Raw genomic sequence first — 22,034 nt, 5'->3', positions numbered from 1 at the left:
TGAACCAAACCATCGACGATAGTCAACGATCATGACTCAAGGCTTCACTACCCGCATCCTGCATAGCGACCGGCACGCCGGCGTCGAACACGGCGCCCTGCACAAGCCCATGCATACCGCCTCCGCGTTCGGCTACGAGGACGCGCAAACGCTGGTCGACGTGTTCCAGGGACGCAATCCCGGCTATTCGTACGGCCGCCAGGGCAATCCCACCACGGCCGCCCTGGAAGCGAAGATCACCGCCATGGAAGACGGCATCGGCACGGTCTCGTTCGCGACCGGCATGGCTGCCATCGCCGCCGTGCTGACCACGTTGCTGCGCGAAGGCGACCACATCGTCTCCAGCGGATTCCTGTTCGGCAATACCAATAGCCTGTTCGCGACCATGAAAGGCCTGGGCGTGGACGTCGATTTCGTCGATGCCACGGATGCCGCCAACGTCGAGCGCGCGCTGCGGCCCAATACCCGCCTGGTTTTCGTCGAAACCATCGCCAACCCGCGCACCCAGGTCGCCGCCCTGGCCGAGATCGGCGCGCTCTGCAAAGCCAAGGGCGTGCTGTACGTGGTGGACAACACCATGACCTCGCCCTACCTGTTCCGCCCCAAGGCCGTCCAGGCCGACCTCAGCATCAATTCCCTCACGAAGTACATATGCGGCCACGGCAATGCGCTGGGCGGCGCGGTGACGGATACCGGCCTGTTCGACTGGACCGCCTATCCCAACATCAGCGCTTCGTACCGGGGCGTCAAGCCGGCCATGCAAGGCCTGCAGCAGATCAAGAAGAAAGGCCTGCGCGACATGGGCGCCACCCTGGCTTCGGAAGCCGCGCACCGCATCGCCGCCGGCGCCGAAACCCTCAGCCTGCGCATGGAACGCGCCTGCGCGACCGCCGCGGCACTGGCCGCGCAATTGGCGGGCCACCCCAAGGTCAAGCGGGTCTACCACCCGAGCCTGCCCGACCATCCGCAATACGAACGGGCCAAGACCCTGTTCAAGCGCGCCGGCGCCCTGCTCAGCTTCGAACTGCAGGACGGGCTCGACCCTGTGCGGTTCCAGAACCTGCTGCGCGTCGTCGTCTCCGCGACGCACCTCGGCGACACCCGCACCCTGGCCATCCCGGTGGCGCAGACGATCTATTGGGAAATGGGGCCGGAGCGGCGGCGTGAAATGGACATTGCCGATTCCCTGATCCGCGTTTCGGTGGGGATCGAGGATCCCGAGGACTTGCTCGGGGACTTTGCCCAGGCTTGCGAGGCCGTCTAGGCCGGGCCCTCGGCGCCGCGTATGGCGGCGACGAGTGTCGCCGCGCGGTAGGGCTTGACCACGTGGGCCTGGAAACCGCTGTCCAGCGCCCGCTGCCGGTCACCCTCGCGCGCCAGGGCGGTAACCGCGACCGCGCGCAGCTTCTTGCCGTCCAGGCCCATGCCGCGGCGGATGGCCTCGATCAACTGGTAGCCGTCCATGCCGGGCATCCCGATGTCGGCGACCAGCGCGGTGTAGAAATCGGACCCGCGTTCAGCCAGCTCTTCCAGGGCCGCATAGGCGGAGGTCACGGCGGTGACCTCGGCGCCATACTCCCGCAGCAGGTGGGTCAGGTATTCCAGCATGTCGGGCTGGTCTTCCACGGCCAGGATCACCTGGCCGGCCAGGCTGTCCGCCCGCAACAGGTCACCCTTTTCGCCCAGCCATTCGCCCCTTTCCGTCGCAATGAGCGGCGAGCGGTAGACCGGCAGGCTGATGGTGAAACAGGCGCCGCGATTGAGCCCCTCGCTTTCCGCCCGCACCTCGCCCCCATGCATCTCGACGAGCTGCTTGACGATGGACAGCCCCAAACCCAGCCCGCCGTGACGGCGCGACGTGGAGCCGTCGGCCTGGCGGAAGCGGTCGAACAGGTGGGGCAGGAAGTCGGGCTCTATGCCCACTCCGGTGTCGGCCACCGAGACTTCGAACTGCGAATCGGTGCGGCGCGCGGAAATGCTGATGCGTCCGTTAGGAGGGGTGAATTTAATGGCGTTGGACAGCAGGTTCCAGAGAATCTGCTGCAGCCGGGTCGGGTCCGCCAGCACCATGCAGACTTCGAAGCTGTGCTGGAACTCCAGCCGTATTCCCTTGCCTTGCATAGAGGGCTCGCTCGACTGCACCACGCGGGCCACATGCTCGAACCCATCCAGGGGCTCCAGGTCCAGCTTGACCTTGCCCAGGAAAATGGCGCTCATGTCTAGCATGTCAGAGATCAGCGTCGCCTGGGTACGGGCGCTTTGCAGGATGGTGGCCAGGCCCTTGCGCTGCTGCTCGTTGGCCGGATCCGAACGCTTGAGCAAAAGCTGGCTCCAGCCGATGATGACCGACAGCGGCGTGCGCAGTTCGTGCGACAAGGTCGCGAGGAACTCGTCCTTCATCCTGGTGGCGGTTTCGGCATCGCGCCGCGCCGCACGCTCGGCTTCCAGCAGCTGCTCGCGTTGCGCTTCCATCACGTAGCGCTCGGTGATGTCGCTGAACAAAATGGCGACCGTCGCCTCTTCGGGGTCGCCAAGGCGGAATGCATAGACGTCGAACCAGCGCCCCTGTGCTTCGGCGCAATGCTCGAAGCGCGTCGGCTGGCCTGTAAGCGCTACATCGCCGTAGATCTGGAACCAGTGATCTTCGTGGTCGGGCACCAGTTCGCGCATGCGCTTGCCGAGGACGTGTTTCAGGCCGGTCAGCGTTTCGAACGCGGGATTAGTCTCAAGAAAGCGATAATCGATCGGCTTGCCATGTTCGAACAGCATCTGCACGACGCAGAACCCCTGGTCGATGGACTCGAACAGCAAACGATAACGGTGCTCGCTACGTCGCAAAGCTTCGGCGGTGGCGTCCTCGTCCACCCGCCGCTTACCCCGGAACCGATAGGACGCGATATCCCAAGGCTGCATACGCGTAGTTGCTCCTGGTCCGCTGGTTGTCCGTCGAAGGCGCAGTGTACAGGCGCCCCGGATGACATGTGTTTCAAGGCATGTCCCTTGTGAAACTTCGCCGCGGCGGCCGGTGATAGCATTCTGCCCGTGAGCGATTCTCCCTCTACCCCACCTTCCGGACCTCCGGCCCTGTGCCACGCCGTCACGCTGGAACCCCAGCAATGGACGTTTGCCGCGGGGGCCGACGAAACCCTGTTCCAGGCTGCCCGCCGGGCCGGCATACGCCTGCCCACGCTATGCCGCAACGGCACCTGCCGCACCTGCTATTCCAGGATGGAGCACGGCAGCGTCCGTTACCAGGTGGAATGGCCGGGACTCAGCGCGCGCGAGAAGGAAGAGGGTTTTATCCTGCCGTGCGTGGCCGTGGCGACTTCCCCTATCGTCATGGTGAACCCGCACGCCGAGAAGATCGGCGGCGGGACGGATTGACGTTCCGCGGCGACGGCGCCTGACCCTCGAGAAACAGTTCAGCCAGCGTCTGGCGCAGCCAGGCATGCCCCGGATCCCGGTGGAAACGCGCATGCCAGTACTGGTTGACGGCGTAATGCTCGATAGAAACGGGCGGCGCGTATAGGCGCAGGTCTTCCTGCCGCGCCACGATTTCACCCAATAGCCGCGGTACGGTCGCCACCAGGTCGGTTTGTGCGATCACCGCCGCCAGCCCCAGGTAGCTGGGCAGGCGCAGAACGACTTGGCGCGCCAGGCCGGCGCGCCGTATCGCCTGCTCCACGATCAGTTGGCTGGTGGTAGACGGCGAGACGTCGATATGGCCTTCGCGGACGAAATCGGCGCGCGTGAAGGTTTTGCGCACGCGCGGGTGGCGCGCTCCTGCGACGCAGACGAAATCCTGCTCGAACAGCCGCTGGCGATAGAAGCCGGCTTCCAGCTGCGGCATGAAGCCGATGGAAAGATCGGCTTCGCCGCTTTCCATGCGCGCAGGCGTATCGGGCGCGATACGGAGGATTTCCACGCGTACCGACGGCGCGACCTCGCGCAGCCAGTTTACGATGCGGGGCAGCAGCACGATGTGGCTGATGTCGGTCATGCAAAGCCGGAAGGTGCGGTTTGAGGCCTCGGGCACGAAAGTGGGCGGCTCCAGCAGCGCCTGCATCGATGCGAGCGCTGCCGCCACCCGGCTTTCGAGTTCCAGCGCCCGGGCCGTCGGCTCCATGCCGGAAGTCGTGCGCACGAACAGCGGATCGCCGAATACTTCGCGCAGCTTGGCCAGGAAGAAACTCATGGTGGACTGGCTCATGCCCATGCGTTCGGCGGCCAGCGACACGCTGCCGGTACGGCGGATTTCGTCAAAGACTCGCAACAGCTTCGTATCGATATTCTCCAATCCGCCTGCCCTTTCATATCGAAAATATCGATTCAGACTATCGATGCCGCTCCATGGAGTCAAGCCAGGCCCCTAGCTAAGATGGCGCGACTTTTCCCCGCCCTTGCCGTGCGTAGCTATGCCGGGCAAGGGCGACACCAGGAGACATCATGACCCATAGAACCCAAGCAACGGCCATCGTGGTCGGCGGCGGCATCGGTGGCCTGGCGGCGGCGCTGGCGCTGGCCAAGGAAGGCGTCTCGGTCGAGCTGCTGGAGCAAAGCCCCACCATAGGCGAGATCGGCGCCGGCATCCAGCTCGGCCCGAACGCGTTCGCGGCCCTGGACGCGCTAGGGGTGGGCGAGGCCGCGCGGCGGCGCGCCGTCTTCACCGAACGCCTGATCATGATGGACGCCGTAGACGCCACGGAGGTGGGCGGCTTCGAGGTCGGGGACGCGTTCCGCCAACGATTCGGCAACCCTTATGCCGTCATTCATCGCGCCGACATCCACCTGTCCATCCTCGAGGCGGTCCAGCTCCATCCGCTGATCCGGTTCCGGACCTCGACCCGGGTGCAGGCGCTGGAACTGGGCGATGGCCATGCGACGGTGGTGGACGAGCAAGGCAACCGTCACACGGCCGACGTCGTGATCGGCGCCGACGGAGTCAAGTCGGTCATCCGCGACACGCTGATCGGCGACGAAGCCCGGGTAATCGGACATGTGGTCTACCGCGCGGTGGTCGACGAAGCCGACATGCCCGGCGATCTGAAGATCAATGCCCCGGTAGTCTGGGCCGGCCCGAATTGCCATCTCGTGCACTATCCGCTGCGCGGCGGGCAACAGTACAACCTGGTGGTGACTTTCCACAGCCGCGAGCCGGAGGTCTGGGGGGTCCGGGAAGGCAGCAAGGAGGAAGTGCTGTCCTACTTCGAAGGCATCCACCCGCGTCCGCATCAGATGCTGCACCGCCCGACCTCGTGGAAGCGCTGGGCCACGGCCGATCGCGACCCGCAGCCGCGATGGGGCCAGGGCCGCGCGACCGTGCTGGGCGATGCCGCCCATCCGATGACGCAATACCTGGCCCAGGGAGCCTGCATGGCGCTGGAGGATGCGGCGACGCTGGGGGCGGCGCTGCGCCATGCCGGCGGCGATCTGGAAGCCGCGTTCCGCCTCTACGAGGACTCGCGTATTACGCGGACCGCGCGCGTCGTGCTGTCCACCCGTTTGATGGGCACGCTCTACCATGCCAAGGGCGTCGAACGGCTGGTGCGCAATTCACTGTGGGCCGGGCGGCAGCAGGAGCAGTACTACGACGCCGTCCAATGGCTGTACGGCTGGCGCGTGGAGAACTGCCTGAACCTGGCCTCCCGGCAGGCGTAAGGGCGCGCAGGGCGGGCGCCGCCGCCGCGGCTAGGGCGCGACCGGGCTTTCCCTGAACGCAGCGGGTGCGGGCCGGTGGAGCGGCTTGCCCGACAAGCCCGGGAACACGATGGACAGCGCATAGATGTCCAGGACCGGGTCGTGGCCGAGCACAAAGGAGGCCCCCAGGGCTTCCAGCAGCGGCACGATGCGTTGCGCGCCGCCGCCAGGCGGCACACCTTCCCCGGCCCCCGGCGAGGCCGGCAGGTCCTCGAGCGTGAGCGGCAGGGACGGGGCCGCGCCAAAGCCATTGCCGTGGCCGACGAACAATTCCGCCCGCCCCATCTCCCATCGCGCACGCACGACCACGCGCCGGTGGATCCCGGGCCGCTCGGCGACACAGGCGATCGCCGCCTGCAGCAGCGCCGCGACGTCGTGCGCGCGGCCACAGACAAGTACCGGATGGGCGGGCACGTCGGCCTCGATATGGCGGACGTACCCCTCTTGCGTAATGCAAAAAGCGTCCACCGCTTCCCTGATCAACAGGCCCAGGTCGCACAGCGGACTCGTCGAAAACAGTGGCGGCCGTTGGCCGGCAAGATCCGTCATGAGTAGGCACGCAACAGACAACCCCGGCGAGTCTACGGGGAAGCGATGCGGCCAATCGCAAACAATGACAAACGCGCGGCCGGGTTCGCCCCCAGGGGCGCTGCCCCGGGCTGCTCAGTAGGCGCTTGCCCGGGTCAACCGGTCCAAGGCCTCGGGCTCGAGCTTCAGGCTCGCGGCCGCCTGCAGCGAATCGAGCTGCGCCTCGGAGGTCGCGCTGGCGATCGGCGCGGTCACCGCAGGCTGGTACAGCAGCCAGGCCAGGGCCACGGCCGCCGGCGTCGAACGGCATTGCGCCGCCACCTGGTCCAGTGCATCCAGGATCCGCAAGCCCCGCTCGTTCAAGTAGCCGCCCACCCGCGCGCCACGAGCCTTGCCTTCCAGATCCGCGGCGGTGCGGTACTTGCCGCTCAGGAAACCGCTGGCCAATGCGTAGTAATTAATGACCGCTACCTGGTTCTTCAGCACCACCGGCGCCAATTCGGTCTCGAAGGCCTTGCGCTCGACCAGGTTGTATTCGGGCTGCAGCGTCGCGTACGCCGCAAGCCCGTTGGCCCGGCTCACGTCCAGGGCCTCCTGGAACCGGGCAGCCGTATAGTTCGATGCGCCTATGGCCCTGACCTTGCCGGCCCGGACCAGTTTGTCGAATGCGGCCAGGCTTTCTTCCAGTGGCGTACCGGTATCGTCGTCGTGGGCCTGGTAGAGGTCGATATAGTCGGTCTGCAGGCGCCGCAGCGATCCCTCGACCGCCTTTTCGATATAGGCAGCCGAGAGGCCTCCCGGACTGCCGAGCGCGGCCTTGCCGACCTTGGTCGCGAGAATGACCCGATCGCGCTTGCCCGTCCGCTTGAACCAGTTGCCGATGATGGTTTCGGACTCGCCGCCCTGGTTGCCGGGCACCCAGCGCGAATAGGCGTCCGCGGTATCGATGAAGTTCATCCCGCGGTCGGCCAGCGCATCGAGAATGCGGAACGACGCGGTCTCGTCCAGCGTCCAGCCGAAAACGTTGCCGCCGAAGGTGATAGGGAATACCTGCAGGCCAGTGGTGCCGAGCGATCGATAAGTCATGGGCTGCCTCGCGAGTAAGTGGGACGGGATCGAAAATAGTAGGAGATTCCCGTCCGCCGGCAAAATACCCGGCATGGGTGGCCGCCCGGCGGCGCCGGCGATGCTCAGCCCTGCTGGGCGCCGGTCTTCACCTTGATTCCCTGGTGCCGGCGCTCCATTTCCTGCCGCAGCTCGCGCCGCAATTGCGCGGCCTCGAAGCGCTGGCGCTCTTCCTCGGTCTGAGGCTGGAGCGGCGGCACGGGCACCGGCACACCGTCGTCATCGACCGCCACCATCGTGAAATAGCAGCTGTTGGCATGCCGCACCAGCTTGTTGCGGATATCCTCGGCAACCACCTTGATGCCGATTTCCATGGACGTGCGGCCGGTATAGTTGACCGAGGCATAGAAGGTCACCAGCTCCCCCACATGGATGGGCTGGCGGAATACGACCTGATCGACCGAAAGCGTTACCACGTAGCGGCCGGCATACCGGCTGGCGCAAGCGTAGGCCACCTGGTCTAGGTATTTGAGAATGGTGCCGCCATGCACATTGCCTGAAAAATTGGCCATGTCGGGCGTCATCAGGATCGTCATGGAAAGCTGGTGCTGGGAATCGTTCATGGCGAACCTTCGCGGGCGGAACACATGCGTCATTGTAGCCACCGCGACGGCCGGCGCCCGTCGTTGTTAACATGAAACGCAGGGCGGCCCGCCGCCCCTTTCAATTCGTCCAGGATCATTCTCATGCAAAGCCGAACCATTGCTCTTTTGCACCCCGGCGCCATGGGCGCCGCCCTGGGGGCCTGCCTGGTCTCCCGCGGGCACCGCGTACGCTGGAGCTCGGCCGGACGCAGCGCCGCGACCCTCAAGCGGGCCCAGGCCGCCGGCCTGGAAGACGCCGGGACACTGGAGGCTGCCTTGCGAGGCGCCGATTTCGCCATCTCGGTCTGCCCGCCCCACAATGCGCTGGAACTGGCGCGCGAAGTTGCCGGGCACCGCTATGAAGGCATATTCGTCGACGCCAATGCGGTGTCGCCCGCAACCGCCAAGCAGATCGAGCAAGCGGTACGCGAGGGCGGGGCCCGCTTCGTCGACGGCGGCATCATCGGCCTGCCGCCGCGCAAACCGGGCTCGACCAGGCTGTACGTCGCCGGCGACGATGCCGCCGCAACGGCCGCCCTGTTCGACGGCAGCGCGCTGGACGCCGTGGCACTGGACAGCCCGGCCGGCAGCGCCTCGGCATTGAAGATCTGCTATGCGGCGTGGAGCAAGGGTTCCACCGCCCTGCTCGCGGGCATACGCGCCCTGGCCCGGCACGAACAGATCGAGGGCGCTTTGCTGGCCGAATGGCAGCGATCGACGCCGCAGACCGCCGCGCGCTCCGAGGAAGTCGCCCAGAAGGCGGAAAAGGCCTGGCGCTGGGTGGGCGAAATGGAAGAGATCGCCGCCACCTTCCAGGCCGCCGGCCTGCCCGGCGGCTTCCACCTGGCCGCCGCCGATCTCTACCGCCGGCTGGACGTCTACAAAGACGCCGCCCAGCCTCCTTCCGTCGATCAGGCGCTGGACAAGCTGCTGCGCTGACCGCCCGGCACCGCGGCCGATCCTAGGCCGGCAGGTACAGCCGGACCACCAGCCCACCCCCGTCGCGCAAGGAAGCCTCCACCGTGCCGCCGTGGCGCCGGACGGCGGTGGCGGCAATCGCAAGCCCCAGGCCCGCGCCTCCGCTTTCCCGGTCGCGCGCGTCGGCGACGCGGAAAAAGGGCTCGAACAAATGGGGCAACGCATCCGGCGGCACGCCCGGCCCCCGGTCGGCCACGCTCAGGCAATAGCGGCCGTCGCGCCGGGACAGGGTGACGTCCACCTCCCCTCCGGGCGGCGAGAACCGCAAGGCATTACGCAGCACGTTATCGAGCGCGCTGGCCAGCGCCGCCCGCTCGACTTCCACGACGGCATCGTCGGTGCCCGCAACCCGGACCGCGACATCCTTGGCCTGGGCCTCGAAGCGCGCGTTGTCCACGACTTCGCGCATGAGCTCGGCCAGGCGTACCCGCTCCCGGTGGTGGACGGGCTGGCCGCGCAAGCGGGCCACGTCCAGGATCTTGCCTATCATGGCATCCAGGCGCTCGCATTCGCGTTCGATACGGTCCAGCTGGGTCGATAGCCGCGACCCGCCGCGCCGGGCCAGATCCAGCGCCACGCGCAGCCGGGCCAGGGGCGAGCGCAACTCGTGGGAAACGTCCCGCAGCAATCGTTCCTTGGTGGCGACGAGGTCATGGATGCGGCCGGCCATGGCATCGAAATCCCGGGCCAGCACGCCCAGTTCATCGCGGCGCCCGCCCAGCGGCCGGCCCGCGCGCACCGACAGGTCGCCTGAGGCCAGGCGCCGGACACCGTCCCGCAGTTGCCCGACCGGCCCACTGATGGTGCGGGCCAGCAGCCAGCAAATGGGCGCGCTTACCAGAAAGCAGAACAGCAACAAGAGCCAGGGCACGTGCGGCTGGTCCAGCACGTCCAGCTCCGACAGCGCAAAGGGATCGAACAGCAAGTCCAGGCGCCGGCCGTCCTCCAGGACCAGCCGGCGGATGTTCCACCAGGAGGGCTGGTATTCGGGCGGTGTCGCATCGGCAGCCGGGATGGGCGTACGGGCGGCCGGCGGCAGTCCCAACGTAGCGCGCCAATGGTCGCGCGCCCGGTAGGCCCGCAAGCGGTCGGCCGTCAGCATGGACAGCTTCTGTCCCGCGATCTCCCGGTTGCCGGCATCGACGATGTACGCGCCCAGCGCCGGATGCCGGTCGCGCAGCCCGGCCAGCCAGGCGCGCAGCGCGGGCTCGCCCCCGGCGCGCGCGGCCTCCCGGGCTTCGCGCGCGAGATGGTCGGGGTTGACCTCGTACAGCGCCTTCATGCGGTAGGACAGGACCGAGCCGGTAATGGCCATGCCGCCCGCCAGGATCAGCCCCATGGCGATCCAGAACGACAGGAAAATGCGCAGGAACAGGGATTTCACGCCCCGCCCGCCAGCAGCATGTACCCCAGGTTGCGCAAGCCGCGTATTTCGGGGGCCGCACCGCGGCATTGCCGCAGCTTGCGCCGCAGATTGCTCACGTGGGTATCCAGGCTGCGGTCATAGGCTTCCAGCTGGCGGCCCAGAGCCGCCTCGGTCAGGTGCTCGCGGGTGACCGGCGTGCCGGCATGGCGCATCAGGATCTCCAGTATCCGCAGTTCGGCGGAGGTCAGCGCCAGCGCCTCGCCCGCCATATAGGCGCGCTGCGTGGAAGGCACCACGCGCAGCGCGCCGACGGCGATGCCCGGCTCATGCTGCAACGGCCGCGACAAGGTGCGGCGCAGGACGGCGTGCATGCGCGCCAACAGCTCGGCCGGACTGAACGGCTTGCAGACATAGTCGTCGGCGCCGGACTGCAATCCTTCGATACGGTCCTCCTGGGCCGTACGCGCCGTCATCATGATGACCGGCATGCTGGACATCCGGCGGATTTGCCTGAGCACGTCGAAACCCGAAAGCCGGGGCAGCATGACGTCCAGCAGCAGCAAGTCGAAATTGCGCCGGTCGACCATTTCCGCCGCGATGGCGCCGTCCGGCGCCACGTGCAGCTCGAACGGCTCGTCGGCAAAGAACTCCGCCAGCATCTGCGTCAGTTCGGCGTCGTCGTCGGCCAGCAGCACGGCCGGCTGGCTTGCGCTCACCGCGCCGCCGGCCCAGGCCGGACCGGCCTCTTCCTGTCGTGCATACCGCACACTCATGCCCCTATTATCTAAAGATAGCTAAAGAAATGTCAAAAAATCCAAAGACCCAAACCTTGGAGCCGGAAATCGGTCGTGCGGCCATTATAGTCAATGGAAATCATTCTCATTTGTTTTGTCGGTGCGCCGCCCAGGGCGCGCAGTGCTTTTTCGCTAGAGAATCCTTCCATGCCCTATGCTTACCCCCGGCCGCTCCGCGCGCAACGTCGCTACCCTTTTGCGCTCTCGAGTCTATGCGCCGCCCTGCTGGGCGCGCTTTCCGGCCCTGTGGCCGCGCAGGAGCCGGAGCCCCCGGCGCAGGCGCTCGATACCGTGGTGGTAACCGCTTCGGGATTTGAACAGGACATCAAGCAGGCGCCGGCGTCCATCAGCGTGGTGACCCGCGAGGAGCTCGAGCAAGGCGCCTTCCGGGACCTGACGGACGCGCTGCGCACCATCGAGGGCGTCAGCGTGATCGGCGCCGCGGCCCAGGCGGGCGGCGGCGGCCAGGACATCAGCATCCGCGGGATGCCGGGATCCTATACGCTGATCCTGGTGGACGGCAAGCGCCAGAATACCCGCGAAGCCCGCACCAACGGCAACGCGGGCTTTGAGCAGGGATGGATTCCTCCCCTGGAAGCGATCGACCGCATCGAAATCATCCGCGGCCCCATGTCGTCGCTGTATGGATCCGATGCCATGGGCGGGGTCATCAATATCATTACGCGCAAGGTCGCCACGCGCTGGGGCGGCTCGGCCAAGATAGAGGGCACGCTGCAAGAGCGCTCCGAAGCCGGCAACTCGGCCGGGACGAACTTCTACCTGAGCGGGCCGATCAAGGAAGACATGCTGGGGCTGGCCATCTACGGCGGCTACTTCCGCCGCGGCGAAGACGAAATCGTCTATGGCTTCAACAAGGCGGAAAACTACAACCTGAACGGCCGCCTCTCGCTTACCCCAAACCGCAACCATGACTTCGTGCTGGACTTCGGGCGCAGCCGGCAGAACGTCGCGTATCACCGCGGCGTCTCGGTCACCGACACCACGGCGTCGACCCGCAGCGTGAACGAACGCGAAAATGTCTCGTTCACCCATACCGGCCGCTGGGGCGACTGGGGCACCTCCACCATCAGCCTCTACCAGGAACAAGCGCACCGCCGGAACTTCAATCTCGAAACCAACGCGGTACCGGCCGACCCCAACGTCCTGCGCAACACCGTGCTGGACGGCAAATGGACGCTGCCGGCGGCCAACCATCTCATTACGATGGGCGGGCAGTACCGCAAGGAAGCCTTTACGGCCACCAACTATGTCGGCCGCGAGTGCATACGCACCGATCCGTCCGATCCCTATTTCGGCTGCTTCGACCCCGGCACCGGCAACCCGTATCCGGACATGCCGAACAACGGCAGCTCGTGGCGCACCGTGACCGACTCCAGCGCCAAGCTGTCGACCGTCATGAAGGCCGTGTTCATCGAGGACGAGTGGAGCATTACCGACAAGTTCGCGTTGACCGGCGGCATCCGCCTGGACGACCACGAAATCTTCGGCCGCGAGTGGACCCCGCGCGCCTACGCCGTCTACCACTTCAACGACAACTGGACCTTGAAGGGCGGTATCTCCAAAGGCTATAAGGCGCCTTCGGCACGCGATATCCTGCCGGGCTATGCGCTGTCTTCGGGCGGGGGCAACGGCGGCGGCTCCATCGTCATCCGTTCCAATCCCGACCTGCAGCCCGAAACCAGCATCAACCAGGAAATCGGCCTGCACTATGGCGACGGCGGCCGCTTGTCGGGCGGGCTGACCCTGTTCAACAACGATTTCAAGAACAAGACCACCGAGATCACGCTGCCCGGGGAAGTCGATCCCAACTATCCCGGCGCCACCATCCGCTCGCGGGTCAACGTCGGCAAGGCCGTCATGCGCGGGGTGGAAGGCAACCTGAAATGGGCGATCACCGACACGGTCTCGGTGCGCGGCACCTACACCTTCATCCGCTCGAAAATTACCGACGATCCCATCAACGGCCAGACCGGCCTGCAGCTGGCCGGTACGCCCAAGCAGATATTCAGCGGCACCGTGGAATGGAAGCCCCGCCACGCCCTGACCGGCTGGGCACGCGTATGGGCCTACGACAAGCAGATGCGCCTGAACCGTACCAGCGCCGTACCCACCATTTCGCCGGGATACGTCCAGGTCGATGTAGGCGGTTCGTACCAGGTGAACAAGACCGTCACGCTGCACGCTGCGATCTACAACCTGGGCGACAAGCGGCTGGACTACGAAACAGCCAACCAATACATCGACGGCCGCCGCCTGTGGGTGGGGATGAACGTCAAGTTCTGACCTGGAGCCAGCCCAGGCAACCCGCGGGCAGCAGCGAACCGCCCACCCACAGCGCGCCATGGCGGTAGAGCAGCGAGGCGCGCTGGCCAGCGGCGGGCCTTACGGCCCACAACTGGCCGGAGGCGTCGCTCCATAGCAGGTCCGCATCGATACGCTCGAGCGCCGCGATGGCCTGCGGCGCCGACACGCCGGGCCGGAACAGCACCAGCACCGCGCTCTGCCCGGGCGCGGGCAGCATGGACCACGGCATGGCGATGGCCACGGCACCAAAGAGCGCGGCCGCACCGGCCCGGCCCGTGCCGGAAGTCCCGCCACGGCGCGACAGCCACCAACCGAGCGCAATAAAGCCCAGGCCGAACACCGCGAACCACACCAGATCCCAGAGCAAGGGGCTGGCGCTATCCATCCGGATGCGGTGCAGTCCCAGCAGCCAATGGGACAGCACGGCGTCGATCACATGCCATACCCCGAAGCCGATCAACGCGTCGGCCCAGAGCCGGCGGCCAGCGCCGGGTTGTGCGTACTCCCACCGCGTACGCCACAGGCACCACAAACCCGCCAGCGCAATGCCGTACATCAAGAGGTGGAACAGGCCATCTGCCATGACTTGCATACGCAGGTCCAGCCAGGGCGCCGTCTCGATACCGCTGAACAAATGGTGCCACTGCAGTATCTGGTGCAGCAGGATGCCATCGAAGAAGCCGCCGAGCGCAAAGCCCAACAGGTAGCCCGCCCAGCGGAACAAGGCGGTAGGCGTCCACGCGACCTTGGAAATGGCTGCGCTTTCCATGCTGTCTCCTCGTATTGGCCCACACCCGGCGCCCTGCCGGGAACAGGGACGCGCGCCGGCCGCGCGGCACGCTACTTGCTGTTCCCGAGCCTCCTGAGGAGGCCCGTATGAAACCCGATGACCCCGCTACCCGGCGCGACACCAAGCCGACTCCCGTCATTCGAGAGCGCCCCAGCGACCCCAACTGGCTGGGCGTCGGCTCGGAACCCGAGCCGCGCGAACCCGCCGAATCCCCACCCGGCGCAGAACCCGCCGACATCGGCAGGAAAATGCCCGGGGAAGTCCCGCCGGCGCCCGGGCAGCAGCGCCGCCGCGGCCGGGATCCCGACTTGGCGTAACAGGGGGCTGACGTCCCGGCCCGCCTCGGACGGGCAGCGGGACGCGCGGCGCTCAATCTTCCGCGTCCCCCTCGACGCGCTTCTGCCATTCGCGCCGGCGCTCGACGCCCTCGCGGCCGCCGGCCGTCATGCCGTCGCCCAGCGTGTTGCCGCTCCCGGCCGTAGGCACGGACGCATCCCGTTCTTCGGAACCGCCATCGCGGGTGCGATTGCCCTGCGCGCCATCGCTGTGGACCTCCACATCGGCGCCTTGCTGCCCGCGCTGGGCCGGCGTGTAATCGTCGGCGCCGGGAAGGGTTCCGGTACGGGCCTCCTCGCTGGCTTGCGCCGTGCCTTGGTCGAATATCGTGGTGGGGCCCCGCGGCCCGGGCGGATGATCGTTGTCCGGCCGCGGCTCCTGCTCGGACGATACGTGCCGGGGCCGGGGAGCCCCGGCATTGGGATCGGGAATCTTGGGTGTTTTCATGACGCGCTCCTGCGGTAGACCGGCTCCCGATCAGCAGCTTGCGTGCCCGGGCAGCCGCCAGGCTCCCGCATGTTGCAAAATAACGTCCTCGGCGGCCTTGCCCCGCCTTTTATCCAGTCACCGCAACCATGCCCGTCATTACCTGCATCGAAGACCTGCGCCAACTCGCCAAGCAACGGGTCCCCCGCGCTTTTTACGATTATTGCGACAGCGGCTCCTACACCGAGTGCACGTATCGCGCCAATACCGACGACCTGGCTGCGATCAAGCTGCGCCAGCGCGTAGCGGTGAACGTGGACAACCGCTCCACCAAGAGCACGCTGCTGGGACAGGAAGTCAGCATGCCGGTTGCCATCGCTCCCACCGGCCTGGCCGGGATGCAATGGGCCGACGGCGAGATCCTGGGCGCACAGGCGGCCGAACAGTTCGGCATTCCGTTCACGCTGTCGACCATGAGCATCTGCTCGATCGAGGACGTCGCAGCGGCGACCACCAAGCCGTTCTGGTTCCAGCTGTATGTCATGCGCGACCGCGAGTTCATCGCATCGCTGATCCAGCGCGCCAAGGCGGCCAACTGCTCGGCCCTGGTGCTGACGCTGGACCTGCAGATCCTGGGCCAACGCCACAAAGACCTGAAGAACGGCATGACCGTGCCGCTCAGGCCCACGCTGGCCAACCTGCTGGACTTGGCCAGCAAGCCCGGCTGGGGACTGCGCATGCTGGGCTCCAAGCGCAAGACCTTCGGCAACCTGGCCGGACACGTCAAGGACGCCGACGGCATCAATAGCCTGGCCCGATGGACCGCCCGGCAGTTCGACCCCACGCTGTCATGGAAGGACGTCGAATGGATCAAGCAGCAATGGGGCGGCAAGCTGATCATGAAAGGCATCCTCGATCCTGAAGACGCGCGCATCGCCGCCTCCTGCGGCGCCGATGCCATCGTGGTCAGCAACCACGGCGGCCGCCAGCTCGATGGGGCGCTCTCGTCCATCGCCGCGCTGCCGGCCATCGTCGATGCCGTGGGCCATCAGACCGAAGTCCTGTTCGACGGCGGCGTACGCAGCGGCCAGGACGTGCTCAAGGCACTGGCCCTGGGGGCGCGGGGGGCCATGATAGGCCGGGCCTTCCTCTACGGACTGGGCGCCATGGGGCGGGAAGGCGTGACCACCGCGCTGAGCATCATCCAGAGGGAACTGGACGTCAGCATGGCGCTGACCGGCACACGGACCATAGAAGAGATCGGCCCCAACATACTCGTTCCCGCGCAGCGTTGAGGCACGTCCCACGGCCGATACGCGGGGTGGGCTACAGCACCGGCGCGAACATTCTCGCCACGTGCATGACGACGCGGGGCAGCAAGGGGATCGTCGCCCATTCGTCGCGCGTGACCTCGGCTGCATGGGCAAAATCGGATAGCAGCATCGCTTCCACGTCGGCCGCGAAAGCCGGGCTGACCGTCAGCACCGTCAACTCGAAGTTGAGCCGGAACGAACGGTTGTCCAGATTGGCGCTGCCCACGGCCGCCGTGTCATCGTCGACCAGCAGGACTTTCTGGTGCAAAAAGCCGGGCTGGTAGCGGTAGATCCTCACGCCCGCGCGCACCGCCTCGTAGGTGTGGAACAGCGAGGCCTGGTAGACCATGAAGTGATCCGGCCGGCACGGCACCAGCACCCGGACGTCCACCCCCCGCAGCACGGCCAGGCGCAGGGCGGTCTGCACCGCAGAGTCAGGCACGAAATAGGGGGAAGCCAGCCAGATGCGGCGTTGCGCGGCCTGGATGGCCTGCACGATGAACAGCGAACCGGTTTCCTGGTGGTCCGCCGGACCGCTGGCGATGGCCAGGCAGGTCATGTCGCCCGGCGTGGTCTCGGGCATCTGCAGATCGGGGATCTCCTGCGTGACCCAGTACCAGTCCTCGCTGAAGGTGCGCTGGATCTGCGCGACGATGGGGCCGGACAGGCGGATGTGGGTATCCCGCCAGGGCGTCAGCCGCGAATTCTCTCCCAGGTACTCCACCCCGACGTTATGGCCGCCGATGAAGGCGGTCTGTCCGTCGATCACGACGATCTTGCGGTGGTTGCGGAAATTGAGCTGGAAGCGATTGCTGAATCGCCGCACCGCGAAAGCATGGATCTGGACCCCCGCAACGCGCAGCGACTCGACGTAGCTGCGCGCCAGCGCATGGCTGCCGATGCCGTCGTAGAGGAAATAGACCTTGACGCCAGCCGCCGCCCGTTCCAGCAGGCGGCGATGCAGCTCGCGGCCCAGGGTGTCGTCGCGCACCACGAAGAACTGGACCAGGATATAGCGCTGGGCCTGCGCGATCGCCTGGAAGATGGCCTCGAACGTGGCCGTGCCGTTCTTGAGCAGACTGACCTGGTTGCCCCCCAGGAAGCGCCGCCCGACGAGCCGGTCCAGCGCGAGGAAGCGCCGCAGCTGGGGATCGGCCGCGGCGTTGCGGCGCGCACCCGCCGTCAGCTGCGACTGGTCGACGTCGGCTTCCGTCCGCGCCCGTGCCCGCGCGCTATTGAAGCGATGTTCGTCCACATAGCCGGCGAAACGGCTGCGGCCGAGAAACAGATACGGAATCAGGGTCAGGTACGGAATGGAAACGAGCGCCACCGCCCAGGCCACCGCGCCCTGCGACGTGCGAGTGTTCATGATGGCGTGGCAAGCGGCCACGATGCCCAATATGTGTATGGCTGCGACTTCCAGGCCGATCGACAGCAGACTTTCCGCCATGAATGGCTGACCTCCTTACTCCCGGCCGTATCTTATAGTTTCGGCGGCCTCTAGTCTCTGAGAGCCGGCCGGCGGCAGGCGCGCCCGCCCGCGTCGCGCCGGCATCAGGAGCGATCAGGCATCTTCCGGCAACCTATTTGAGCTCTTGCTTGAGTATGCCCTGCGCGGAAGGCCGGCTGCTGACGCGTTCGTGCCATTGCGCCAGCGCGGGGGTGTCGGGCCGGTCGACCGGCAGCAGGAACCAGCGGTCCACCGCGCAGCCGACTGCGATGTCGCCTATCGTGAAGCGATCGCCCGCAATGAATTGGCGGCCGTCGCCGAACACCCCTTCCAGCAGCTTTACCAGCCGGTTGGTGCGCGTCACGGCATCCGCAATGGCCTGGTGGTTGCGCTGGGCTTCCGGCGTGCGCACCAGGCCCAGGAAGGCGGGCGCCATGGCCGGCGCGAACTCGGTCGCCTGCCAATCCAGCCAGCGGTCGCTCAGGCCGCGCTCGCGCGGGTCGGTCGGCCACAGGGTCCCGGCGCCGTATTGGGCAGCCAGATAGCGCACGATAGAGTTCGACTCCCAGAGAATGTAGCCGTCCTCGTCCAGCGTCGGGATCTTGCTATTGGGGTTCATCGCCACGTATTCGGGCTTATCCAGGCCGCCGTACGGACCGCCGACGTCTATGCGTTCGAATTGCAGCCCCAGCTCCCGCGCTGCCCACACCGCCTTGGCAACGTTGATGGATGTCAGCCGGCCCCAGATGGTCATCATGATGGAAGTCTCCCTATACCTGTAGTGAACCACAATGAGCGCCGACGGCGACGCCCGCACTCCTCACGCGGCGCCGGAGGACGGCGTCCGCTTCAACGCTGCCGCGGCAATGGCGTCCGGCACGCCTGGCAGCTCGGACAACACGGGCAGTGCGGCAAACCGCACGCCGGGGTGCGCCGCCCGGGCCTCGTCCAGCAAGCGCGCCAAGTCCCGCGTAACGTGTGCGCCCGCCGCCCAGAATACCGGCAGTATGGCAATGTCGGCCACCCCCTGGGCGACCAGCGCCGCGATAGCGGCAGGCAGCGATGGCTGCATCAATTCCAGGAACGCCGGTTCGACCGCCGTATCCGGATCCCGAGCCCGTACCGTCTCCGCCAGGCGTTCCAACGGCGCCGCCCAGAGGGGATCGCGCGAGCCATGGGCAAACAGGATGATGCCGCGGCGGGGTGTCATGCCGCGCTCCGCATGCGGGCGACGGTATCCAGGATGGCGTCGCGCTGCGCCGCGATGGCGGCAGGCAGGGCGATCCGGCCCTGCTGCACGGCCCGCACCCAGTCCGCGGTGGCAGCCGCCTCGCGGGCGGGCAATTCGGGCAGCTGCGCCCCGGCCCGTTCCGCCCCTTCGACCGCGGTCTCTTCCCTGCCGTCGATCCAGCGCGCGATGCGTTGCGGGCGCCGCGTATTGGCCACCGCTTCGCCCTCGGTACCGCGCATCAGCAACGCTGGTTCGCGCCGCAGCGCGAACAGCTCCGCCAACATGGCGCCGAATTCGGGATGGGTATAGGCCGACAGCAGCAAGGTCGGTCCCTGTACCGGCCGCAGCAGCTTGGCCAGCGTGTGCGCCACGTTGCGTACGCCCAGGATGCGCCGCAGGCCCACCAGCCTGGCCAGCCCCGGACTGGCGTGCGCCAGCGGCAGATAGGCCACCCCATGGCGGCGCAAGTCCCCGGCCGCGGCCTGGGGCGAGGAAGCGGCGGCCATGTCGAGCGCCTGGAGAATGCCGACCGTTGGTACCCGCGCGACATTGGACCCCGCTCCCTGTTGTCGCGGGTCGGACGCCTGCCCGTGCATCAGGACCGGCACGCCTGCCTGCGCCACCGACCACGCCAGCAGCGGCACGAGATTGGGTGCGTGGCGCGCGCCGTTGTAGGTCGGCAGGACGACCACGGGCAGGCCCGCCGGGGGCTCCACCCTGTGCATGCGCGCCTCGACGGCATCCAGGAAGCCGGCGACTTCCGAGACGGCCTCGCCTTTCATCCGCAAGGCCAGCAGGACGGCTCCCAGTTCCAGGTCGGTGACCCGGCCGTCGAGGATGGCGCCCATCAGGTCGCGCGCTTGCCCGCGCTCCAGCGCGCGCGAGCCATCCTTGCCCCGGCCGATCTCGCGCAGGAGGGGCGCGCAGGAGTAGGACTCGTTCATGGGCGCTCCCCTGGGCGACTCGTGGGCCGATGCAGCAAGATTACACACGCTTCATCAAATCGTTAATGCGTTCCGCCGCCCGGCACAGCAAGGGCAGCAATTCTTCTTCCATCTGCCGCGCCGTGATGCGATGCGCCTGCCCGCTCAGGTTCAGGGCCGCCACGGTACGGCCGCTGCGGTCCCGGATGGGAGCGGCGATGGCGACCAGGCCGGTTTCCAGTTCGCGGTCCACCAGCGACCAACCCTGTTCGCGGACCTGGAGGATGGCCTGCTTGAGGCGCGCCGGATCGGTCACGGTCAGCGGCGTATGGGCACGCAAGTCGGAGCGGGCCAGGACTGCGTCGATCTCGTCGTCGGGCAGCCCCGCGAGCAGGACCCTTCCCATGGCGGAACAATAGGCCGGCAAGCGACTGCCTATGCCCAGGTTGATGGACATGATGCGCCCGGTGGGGATGCGCAGCACATAGACGATGTCGGTGCCGTCCAGGACCGTGGCCGAGCAGGACTGGTGCGCCTCGTTGGCCAGTTCCTCCATGATGGGTTCGGCCAGGTCCCAGAACGGCATGGACGTCAGGTAGGCGAAACCCAGCTCCAGGATGCGGGGCGTGAGCCGGAACAGCCGGCCCTCGGTGGCGACGTAGCCCAGCTGCACGAGGGTCAGCAGGATGCGCCGGGCTCCCGCCCGCGTCAGGCCGGCGGCGTCGGCCACCTCGGTCAAGGTCATGGCCGGGCGCTCGGCGTTGAAGGCGCGGATGACCGCCAGCCCGCGCGCGAACGACTGGACGTACGCGTCGCTGGGCTTGACCGCATCGCCGGCAGGCGCGTCCAGGGCGGCCGAGCGGGCCGTGCGACGTCCGCTCGCGCCGGAGCCGGCCGGCTTGCTTGCGGCCGCGGATTGTTGGGTCATGCAGCCGTATCGCTCAGAGAAGCTCGAACGCCATCGCCGTGGCTTCGCCGCCGCCTATGCACAGCGACGCCACGCCGCGCTTGACGCTGCGCTTGCGCATCGCGCCCAGCAGGGTGGCGATCAGGCGCGCGCCGCTGGCGCCGATGGGGTGGCCGAGCGCGGTCGCGCCGCCGTGCACGTTGACTTTGTCGTGGGGCAGCTTGTGTTCCACCATGGCCGCCATCGTGACGACGGCAAAGGCTTCGTTGATTTCGTACAGGTCCACGTCCCCGGGCTTCCAGCCCGTCTTGGCGAACAAGGCCGCCAGCGCGCCCACCGGCGCGGTGGTGAACCACTGCGGTTCCTGGGAGTGCTCGGCATGGCCCACGACCCGGGCCAGCGGCTGCAGGCCGAGTTTTTCGGCAGTCGAGGCGCGCATCATGACCAGTGCGGCCGCGCCGTCGGAAATCGACGAGGCATTGGCAGCGGTGACGGTTCCGTCTTTCTTGAAGGCCGGCTTGAGCGTGGGGATCTTCTCGGGCATGGCCTTGAACGGGGCCTCGTCGCGCGCGACCACCTTTTCGCCCTTGCGATCGGCCACGGTGACCGGCGCGATCTCCCAGTCGAAGCTGCCGTCCTCGCTGGCGGCCTTGGCGCGGCGCAGCGATTCGAGCGCGTAGGCGTCCTGCTGCTCGCGCGTGAACTGGTACTTGGCCGCGCAATCTTCGGCAAACACGCCCATCGCGCGGCCGCGGTCGTACGCGTCCTCCAGGCCATCGAGCGCCATGTGGTCGTACATGGTGGCGTGGCCGTAGCGATAGCCCTGCCGAGCCTTGGGCAGCAGGTAGGGAGCGTTGGTCATGCTTTCCATGCCGCCCGCCACGGCGATCTCCACGCTGCCGGCCACCAGCAGGTCATGCGCGAGCATCGCGGCCTTCATGCCGGAACCGCACATCTTGTTGATGGTGGAGCAGCTTACTGGCAGCGGCAGTCCGGCGCCGATCGCGGCCTGGCGGGCGGGAGCCTGGCCCTGGCCTGCCTGCAGGACGTTGCCCATGATCACTTCCTGGATCTGTTCCGGCTTCAGGCCCGCGCGCTCGACCGCGGCCTTGATCGCGGCCGCTCCCAACTGGTTGGCGGACAATCCGGAGAGCTCGCCCAACATGGCGCCCATGGGGGTGCGGGCGACCGATACAACGACTACGGGATCCGACATGTTCGACTCCTGGTTCTGGATAAGGGCGGGCGCCAGCGGGCGCGG

23 protein-coding genes are annotated in these 22,034 nt (G+C 67.2%); 7 read left to right on the top strand and 16 right to left on the bottom strand.

Translation table 11 applies throughout. The features are described from left to right. Window positions 1–31 precede the first annotated feature (31 nt). Window positions 32–1,264: a cystathionine gamma-synthase family protein gene (locus QHC78_RS12315; protein WP_319744848.1), complete on the top strand. Its 1,233-nt coding sequence runs from the start codon at window positions 32–34 to the stop codon at window positions 1,262–1,264. On the opposite strand, the gene QHC78_RS12310 is transcribed toward QHC78_RS12315, so the two are convergent. Continuing rightward, entirely contained in the window at window positions 1,261–2,913 is a 1,653-nt protein-coding gene (locus tag QHC78_RS12310) for a hybrid sensor histidine kinase/response regulator (RefSeq protein ID WP_319744846.1), read from the bottom strand. The two genes, QHC78_RS12315 and QHC78_RS12310, sit on opposite strands and share 4 nt — an antisense overlap. Before the next feature lie 129 nt (window positions 2,914–3,042). Between QHC78_RS12310 and QHC78_RS12305 the strand changes: the two genes are divergently transcribed. Then, window positions 3,043–3,384 carry a 2Fe-2S iron-sulfur cluster-binding protein gene (locus QHC78_RS12305; RefSeq protein WP_413816450.1) on the top strand — a complete coding sequence of 114 codons (342 nt, stop codon included), beginning with the start codon at window positions 3,043–3,045 and terminating at the stop codon, window positions 3,382–3,384. On the opposite strand, the gene QHC78_RS12300 is transcribed toward QHC78_RS12305, so the two are convergent. Continuing rightward, complete coding sequence (locus tag QHC78_RS12300; protein ID WP_319744844.1) at window positions 3,338–4,297, bottom strand: LysR family transcriptional regulator; 960 nt, start codon at window positions 4,295–4,297, stop codon at window positions 3,338–3,340. The genes QHC78_RS12305 and QHC78_RS12300 overlap by 47 nt on opposite strands. Window positions 4,298–4,446: 149 nt before the next feature. On the opposite strand from QHC78_RS12300, the gene QHC78_RS12295 reads away from it, so the two are divergent. After that, window positions 4,447–5,658, top strand: coding sequence for a 3-hydroxybenzoate 6-monooxygenase (locus QHC78_RS12295; protein ID WP_319744842.1), 1,212 nt, complete (start codon window positions 4,447–4,449; stop codon window positions 5,656–5,658). Window positions 5,659–5,688: 30 nt separating this feature from the next. Here QHC78_RS12295 and QHC78_RS12290 read toward each other — a convergent pair whose 3' ends face one another. From QHC78_RS12290 to QHC78_RS12280, 3 genes are all read right to left on the bottom strand, one after another. Continuing rightward, complete coding sequence (locus QHC78_RS12290) at window positions 5,689–6,246, bottom strand: hypothetical protein (protein WP_319744840.1); 558 nt, start codon at window positions 6,244–6,246, stop codon at window positions 5,689–5,691. Window positions 6,247–6,360: 114 nt separating this feature from the next. Then, complete coding sequence (locus QHC78_RS12285) at window positions 6,361–7,386, bottom strand: aldo/keto reductase (protein WP_413816449.1); 1,026 nt, start codon at window positions 7,384–7,386, stop codon at window positions 6,361–6,363. 29 nt (window positions 7,387–7,415) lie between these two features. Next, window positions 7,416–7,913 (bottom strand): acyl-CoA thioesterase, encoded by a 498-nt coding sequence (locus tag QHC78_RS12280; RefSeq protein WP_319744837.1) that lies wholly within the window; start codon window positions 7,911–7,913, stop codon window positions 7,416–7,418. Window positions 7,914–8,036: 123 nt separating this feature from the next. On the opposite strand from QHC78_RS12280, the gene QHC78_RS12275 reads away from it, so the two are divergent. Continuing rightward, complete coding sequence (locus QHC78_RS12275) at window positions 8,037–8,873, top strand: NAD(P)-dependent oxidoreductase (protein ID WP_319744835.1); 837 nt, start codon at window positions 8,037–8,039, stop codon at window positions 8,871–8,873. Between the two features lie 22 nt (window positions 8,874–8,895). Here the strand turns inward: QHC78_RS12275 and QHC78_RS12270 are convergent, their stop codons facing one another. Genes QHC78_RS12270 through QHC78_RS12260 form a run of 3 tightly spaced genes read right to left on the bottom strand, consistent with a single transcriptional unit; the run spans window position 8,896 to window position 11,221 of the window. Beyond that, complete coding sequence (locus QHC78_RS12270) at window positions 8,896–10,296, bottom strand: ATP-binding protein (RefSeq protein WP_319744833.1); 1,401 nt, start codon at window positions 10,294–10,296, stop codon at window positions 8,896–8,898. After that, window positions 10,293–11,051 (bottom strand): response regulator transcription factor, encoded by a 759-nt coding sequence (locus QHC78_RS12265; RefSeq protein ID WP_319744831.1) that lies wholly within the window; start codon window positions 11,049–11,051, stop codon window positions 10,293–10,295. Before QHC78_RS12265 ends, QHC78_RS12270 begins: the two co-directional genes overlap by 4 nt. Window positions 11,052–11,083: 32 nt before the next feature. Next, window positions 11,084–11,221 (bottom strand): hypothetical protein, encoded by a 138-nt coding sequence (locus tag QHC78_RS12260; protein WP_319744829.1) that lies wholly within the window; start codon window positions 11,219–11,221, stop codon window positions 11,084–11,086. Here QHC78_RS12260 and QHC78_RS12255 point away from each other — a divergent pair. Further along, on the top strand, window positions 11,220–13,376 hold the full coding sequence (locus tag QHC78_RS12255) for a TonB-dependent receptor domain-containing protein (protein ID WP_319744827.1): 2,157 nt from the start codon (window positions 11,220–11,222) through the stop codon (window positions 13,374–13,376). The two genes, QHC78_RS12260 and QHC78_RS12255, sit on opposite strands and share 2 nt — an antisense overlap. Here QHC78_RS12255 and QHC78_RS12250 read toward each other — a convergent pair. Further along, window positions 13,366–14,166, bottom strand: coding sequence for a DUF2243 domain-containing protein (locus tag QHC78_RS12250; RefSeq protein WP_319744825.1), 801 nt, complete (start codon window positions 14,164–14,166; stop codon window positions 13,366–13,368). The genes QHC78_RS12255 and QHC78_RS12250 overlap by 11 nt on opposite strands. Window positions 14,167–14,273: 107 nt before the next feature. Between QHC78_RS12250 and QHC78_RS12245 the strand changes: the two genes are divergently transcribed. Then, entirely contained in the window at window positions 14,274–14,504 is a 231-nt protein-coding gene (locus QHC78_RS12245) for a hypothetical protein (protein ID WP_319744823.1), read from the top strand. Window positions 14,505–14,556: 52 nt separating this feature from the next. Here QHC78_RS12245 and QHC78_RS12240 read toward each other — a convergent pair whose 3' ends face one another. Next, a complete protein-coding gene (locus QHC78_RS12240; protein WP_319744821.1) occupies window positions 14,557–14,970 on the bottom strand; it encodes a hypothetical protein in 414 nt (137 codons plus the stop codon). 128 nt (window positions 14,971–15,098) lie between these two features. Between QHC78_RS12240 and QHC78_RS12235 the strand changes: the two genes are divergently transcribed. Then, complete coding sequence (locus tag QHC78_RS12235) at window positions 15,099–16,244, top strand: alpha-hydroxy acid oxidase (protein WP_319744819.1); 1,146 nt, start codon at window positions 15,099–15,101, stop codon at window positions 16,242–16,244. 31 nt (window positions 16,245–16,275) lie between these two features. Here QHC78_RS12235 and cls read toward each other — a convergent pair whose 3' ends face one another. The 6 genes from cls to QHC78_RS12205 form a co-directional block, all read right to left on the bottom strand. Further along, window positions 16,276–17,712, bottom strand: a complete 1,437-nt coding sequence (gene cls, locus QHC78_RS12230; protein WP_319744817.1) for a cardiolipin synthase — start codon at window positions 17,710–17,712, stop codon at window positions 16,276–16,278. Between the two features lie 133 nt (window positions 17,713–17,845). Next, a complete protein-coding gene (locus QHC78_RS12225) occupies window positions 17,846–18,469 on the bottom strand; it encodes a glutathione S-transferase family protein (RefSeq protein ID WP_319744815.1) in 624 nt (207 codons plus the stop codon). Between the two features lie 63 nt (window positions 18,470–18,532). Beyond that, window positions 18,533–18,922, bottom strand: coding sequence for a sirohydrochlorin chelatase (locus QHC78_RS12220; protein WP_319744813.1), 390 nt, complete (start codon window positions 18,920–18,922; stop codon window positions 18,533–18,535). Beyond that, window positions 18,919–19,887 carry a DNA-binding protein YbiB gene (ybiB, locus tag QHC78_RS12215; RefSeq protein ID WP_319744811.1) on the bottom strand — a complete coding sequence of 323 codons (969 nt, stop codon included), beginning with the start codon at window positions 19,885–19,887 and terminating at the stop codon, window positions 18,919–18,921. The genes QHC78_RS12220 and ybiB overlap by 4 nt, the downstream gene beginning before the upstream one ends. A gap of 40 nt (window positions 19,888–19,927) precedes the next feature. Continuing rightward, on the bottom strand, window positions 19,928–20,716 hold the full coding sequence (locus QHC78_RS12210) for an IclR family transcriptional regulator (RefSeq protein ID WP_413816460.1): 789 nt from the start codon (window positions 20,714–20,716) through the stop codon (window positions 19,928–19,930). A 91-nt stretch (window positions 20,717–20,807) separates the two neighbouring features. Further along, window positions 20,808–21,989, bottom strand: coding sequence for an acetyl-CoA C-acetyltransferase (locus tag QHC78_RS12205; protein ID WP_319744807.1), 1,182 nt, complete (start codon window positions 21,987–21,989; stop codon window positions 20,808–20,810). Between the last annotated feature and the right edge of the window lie 45 nt (window positions 21,990–22,034).

This window comes from Pigmentiphaga sp., assembly GCF_033795525.1.
Lineage (GTDB): Bacteria > Pseudomonadota > Gammaproteobacteria > Burkholderiales > Burkholderiaceae_B > Pigmentiphaga.
Note: the sequence above shows the minus strand (reverse complement) of the source record. Positions and strands in the feature narration are given on the sequence as shown.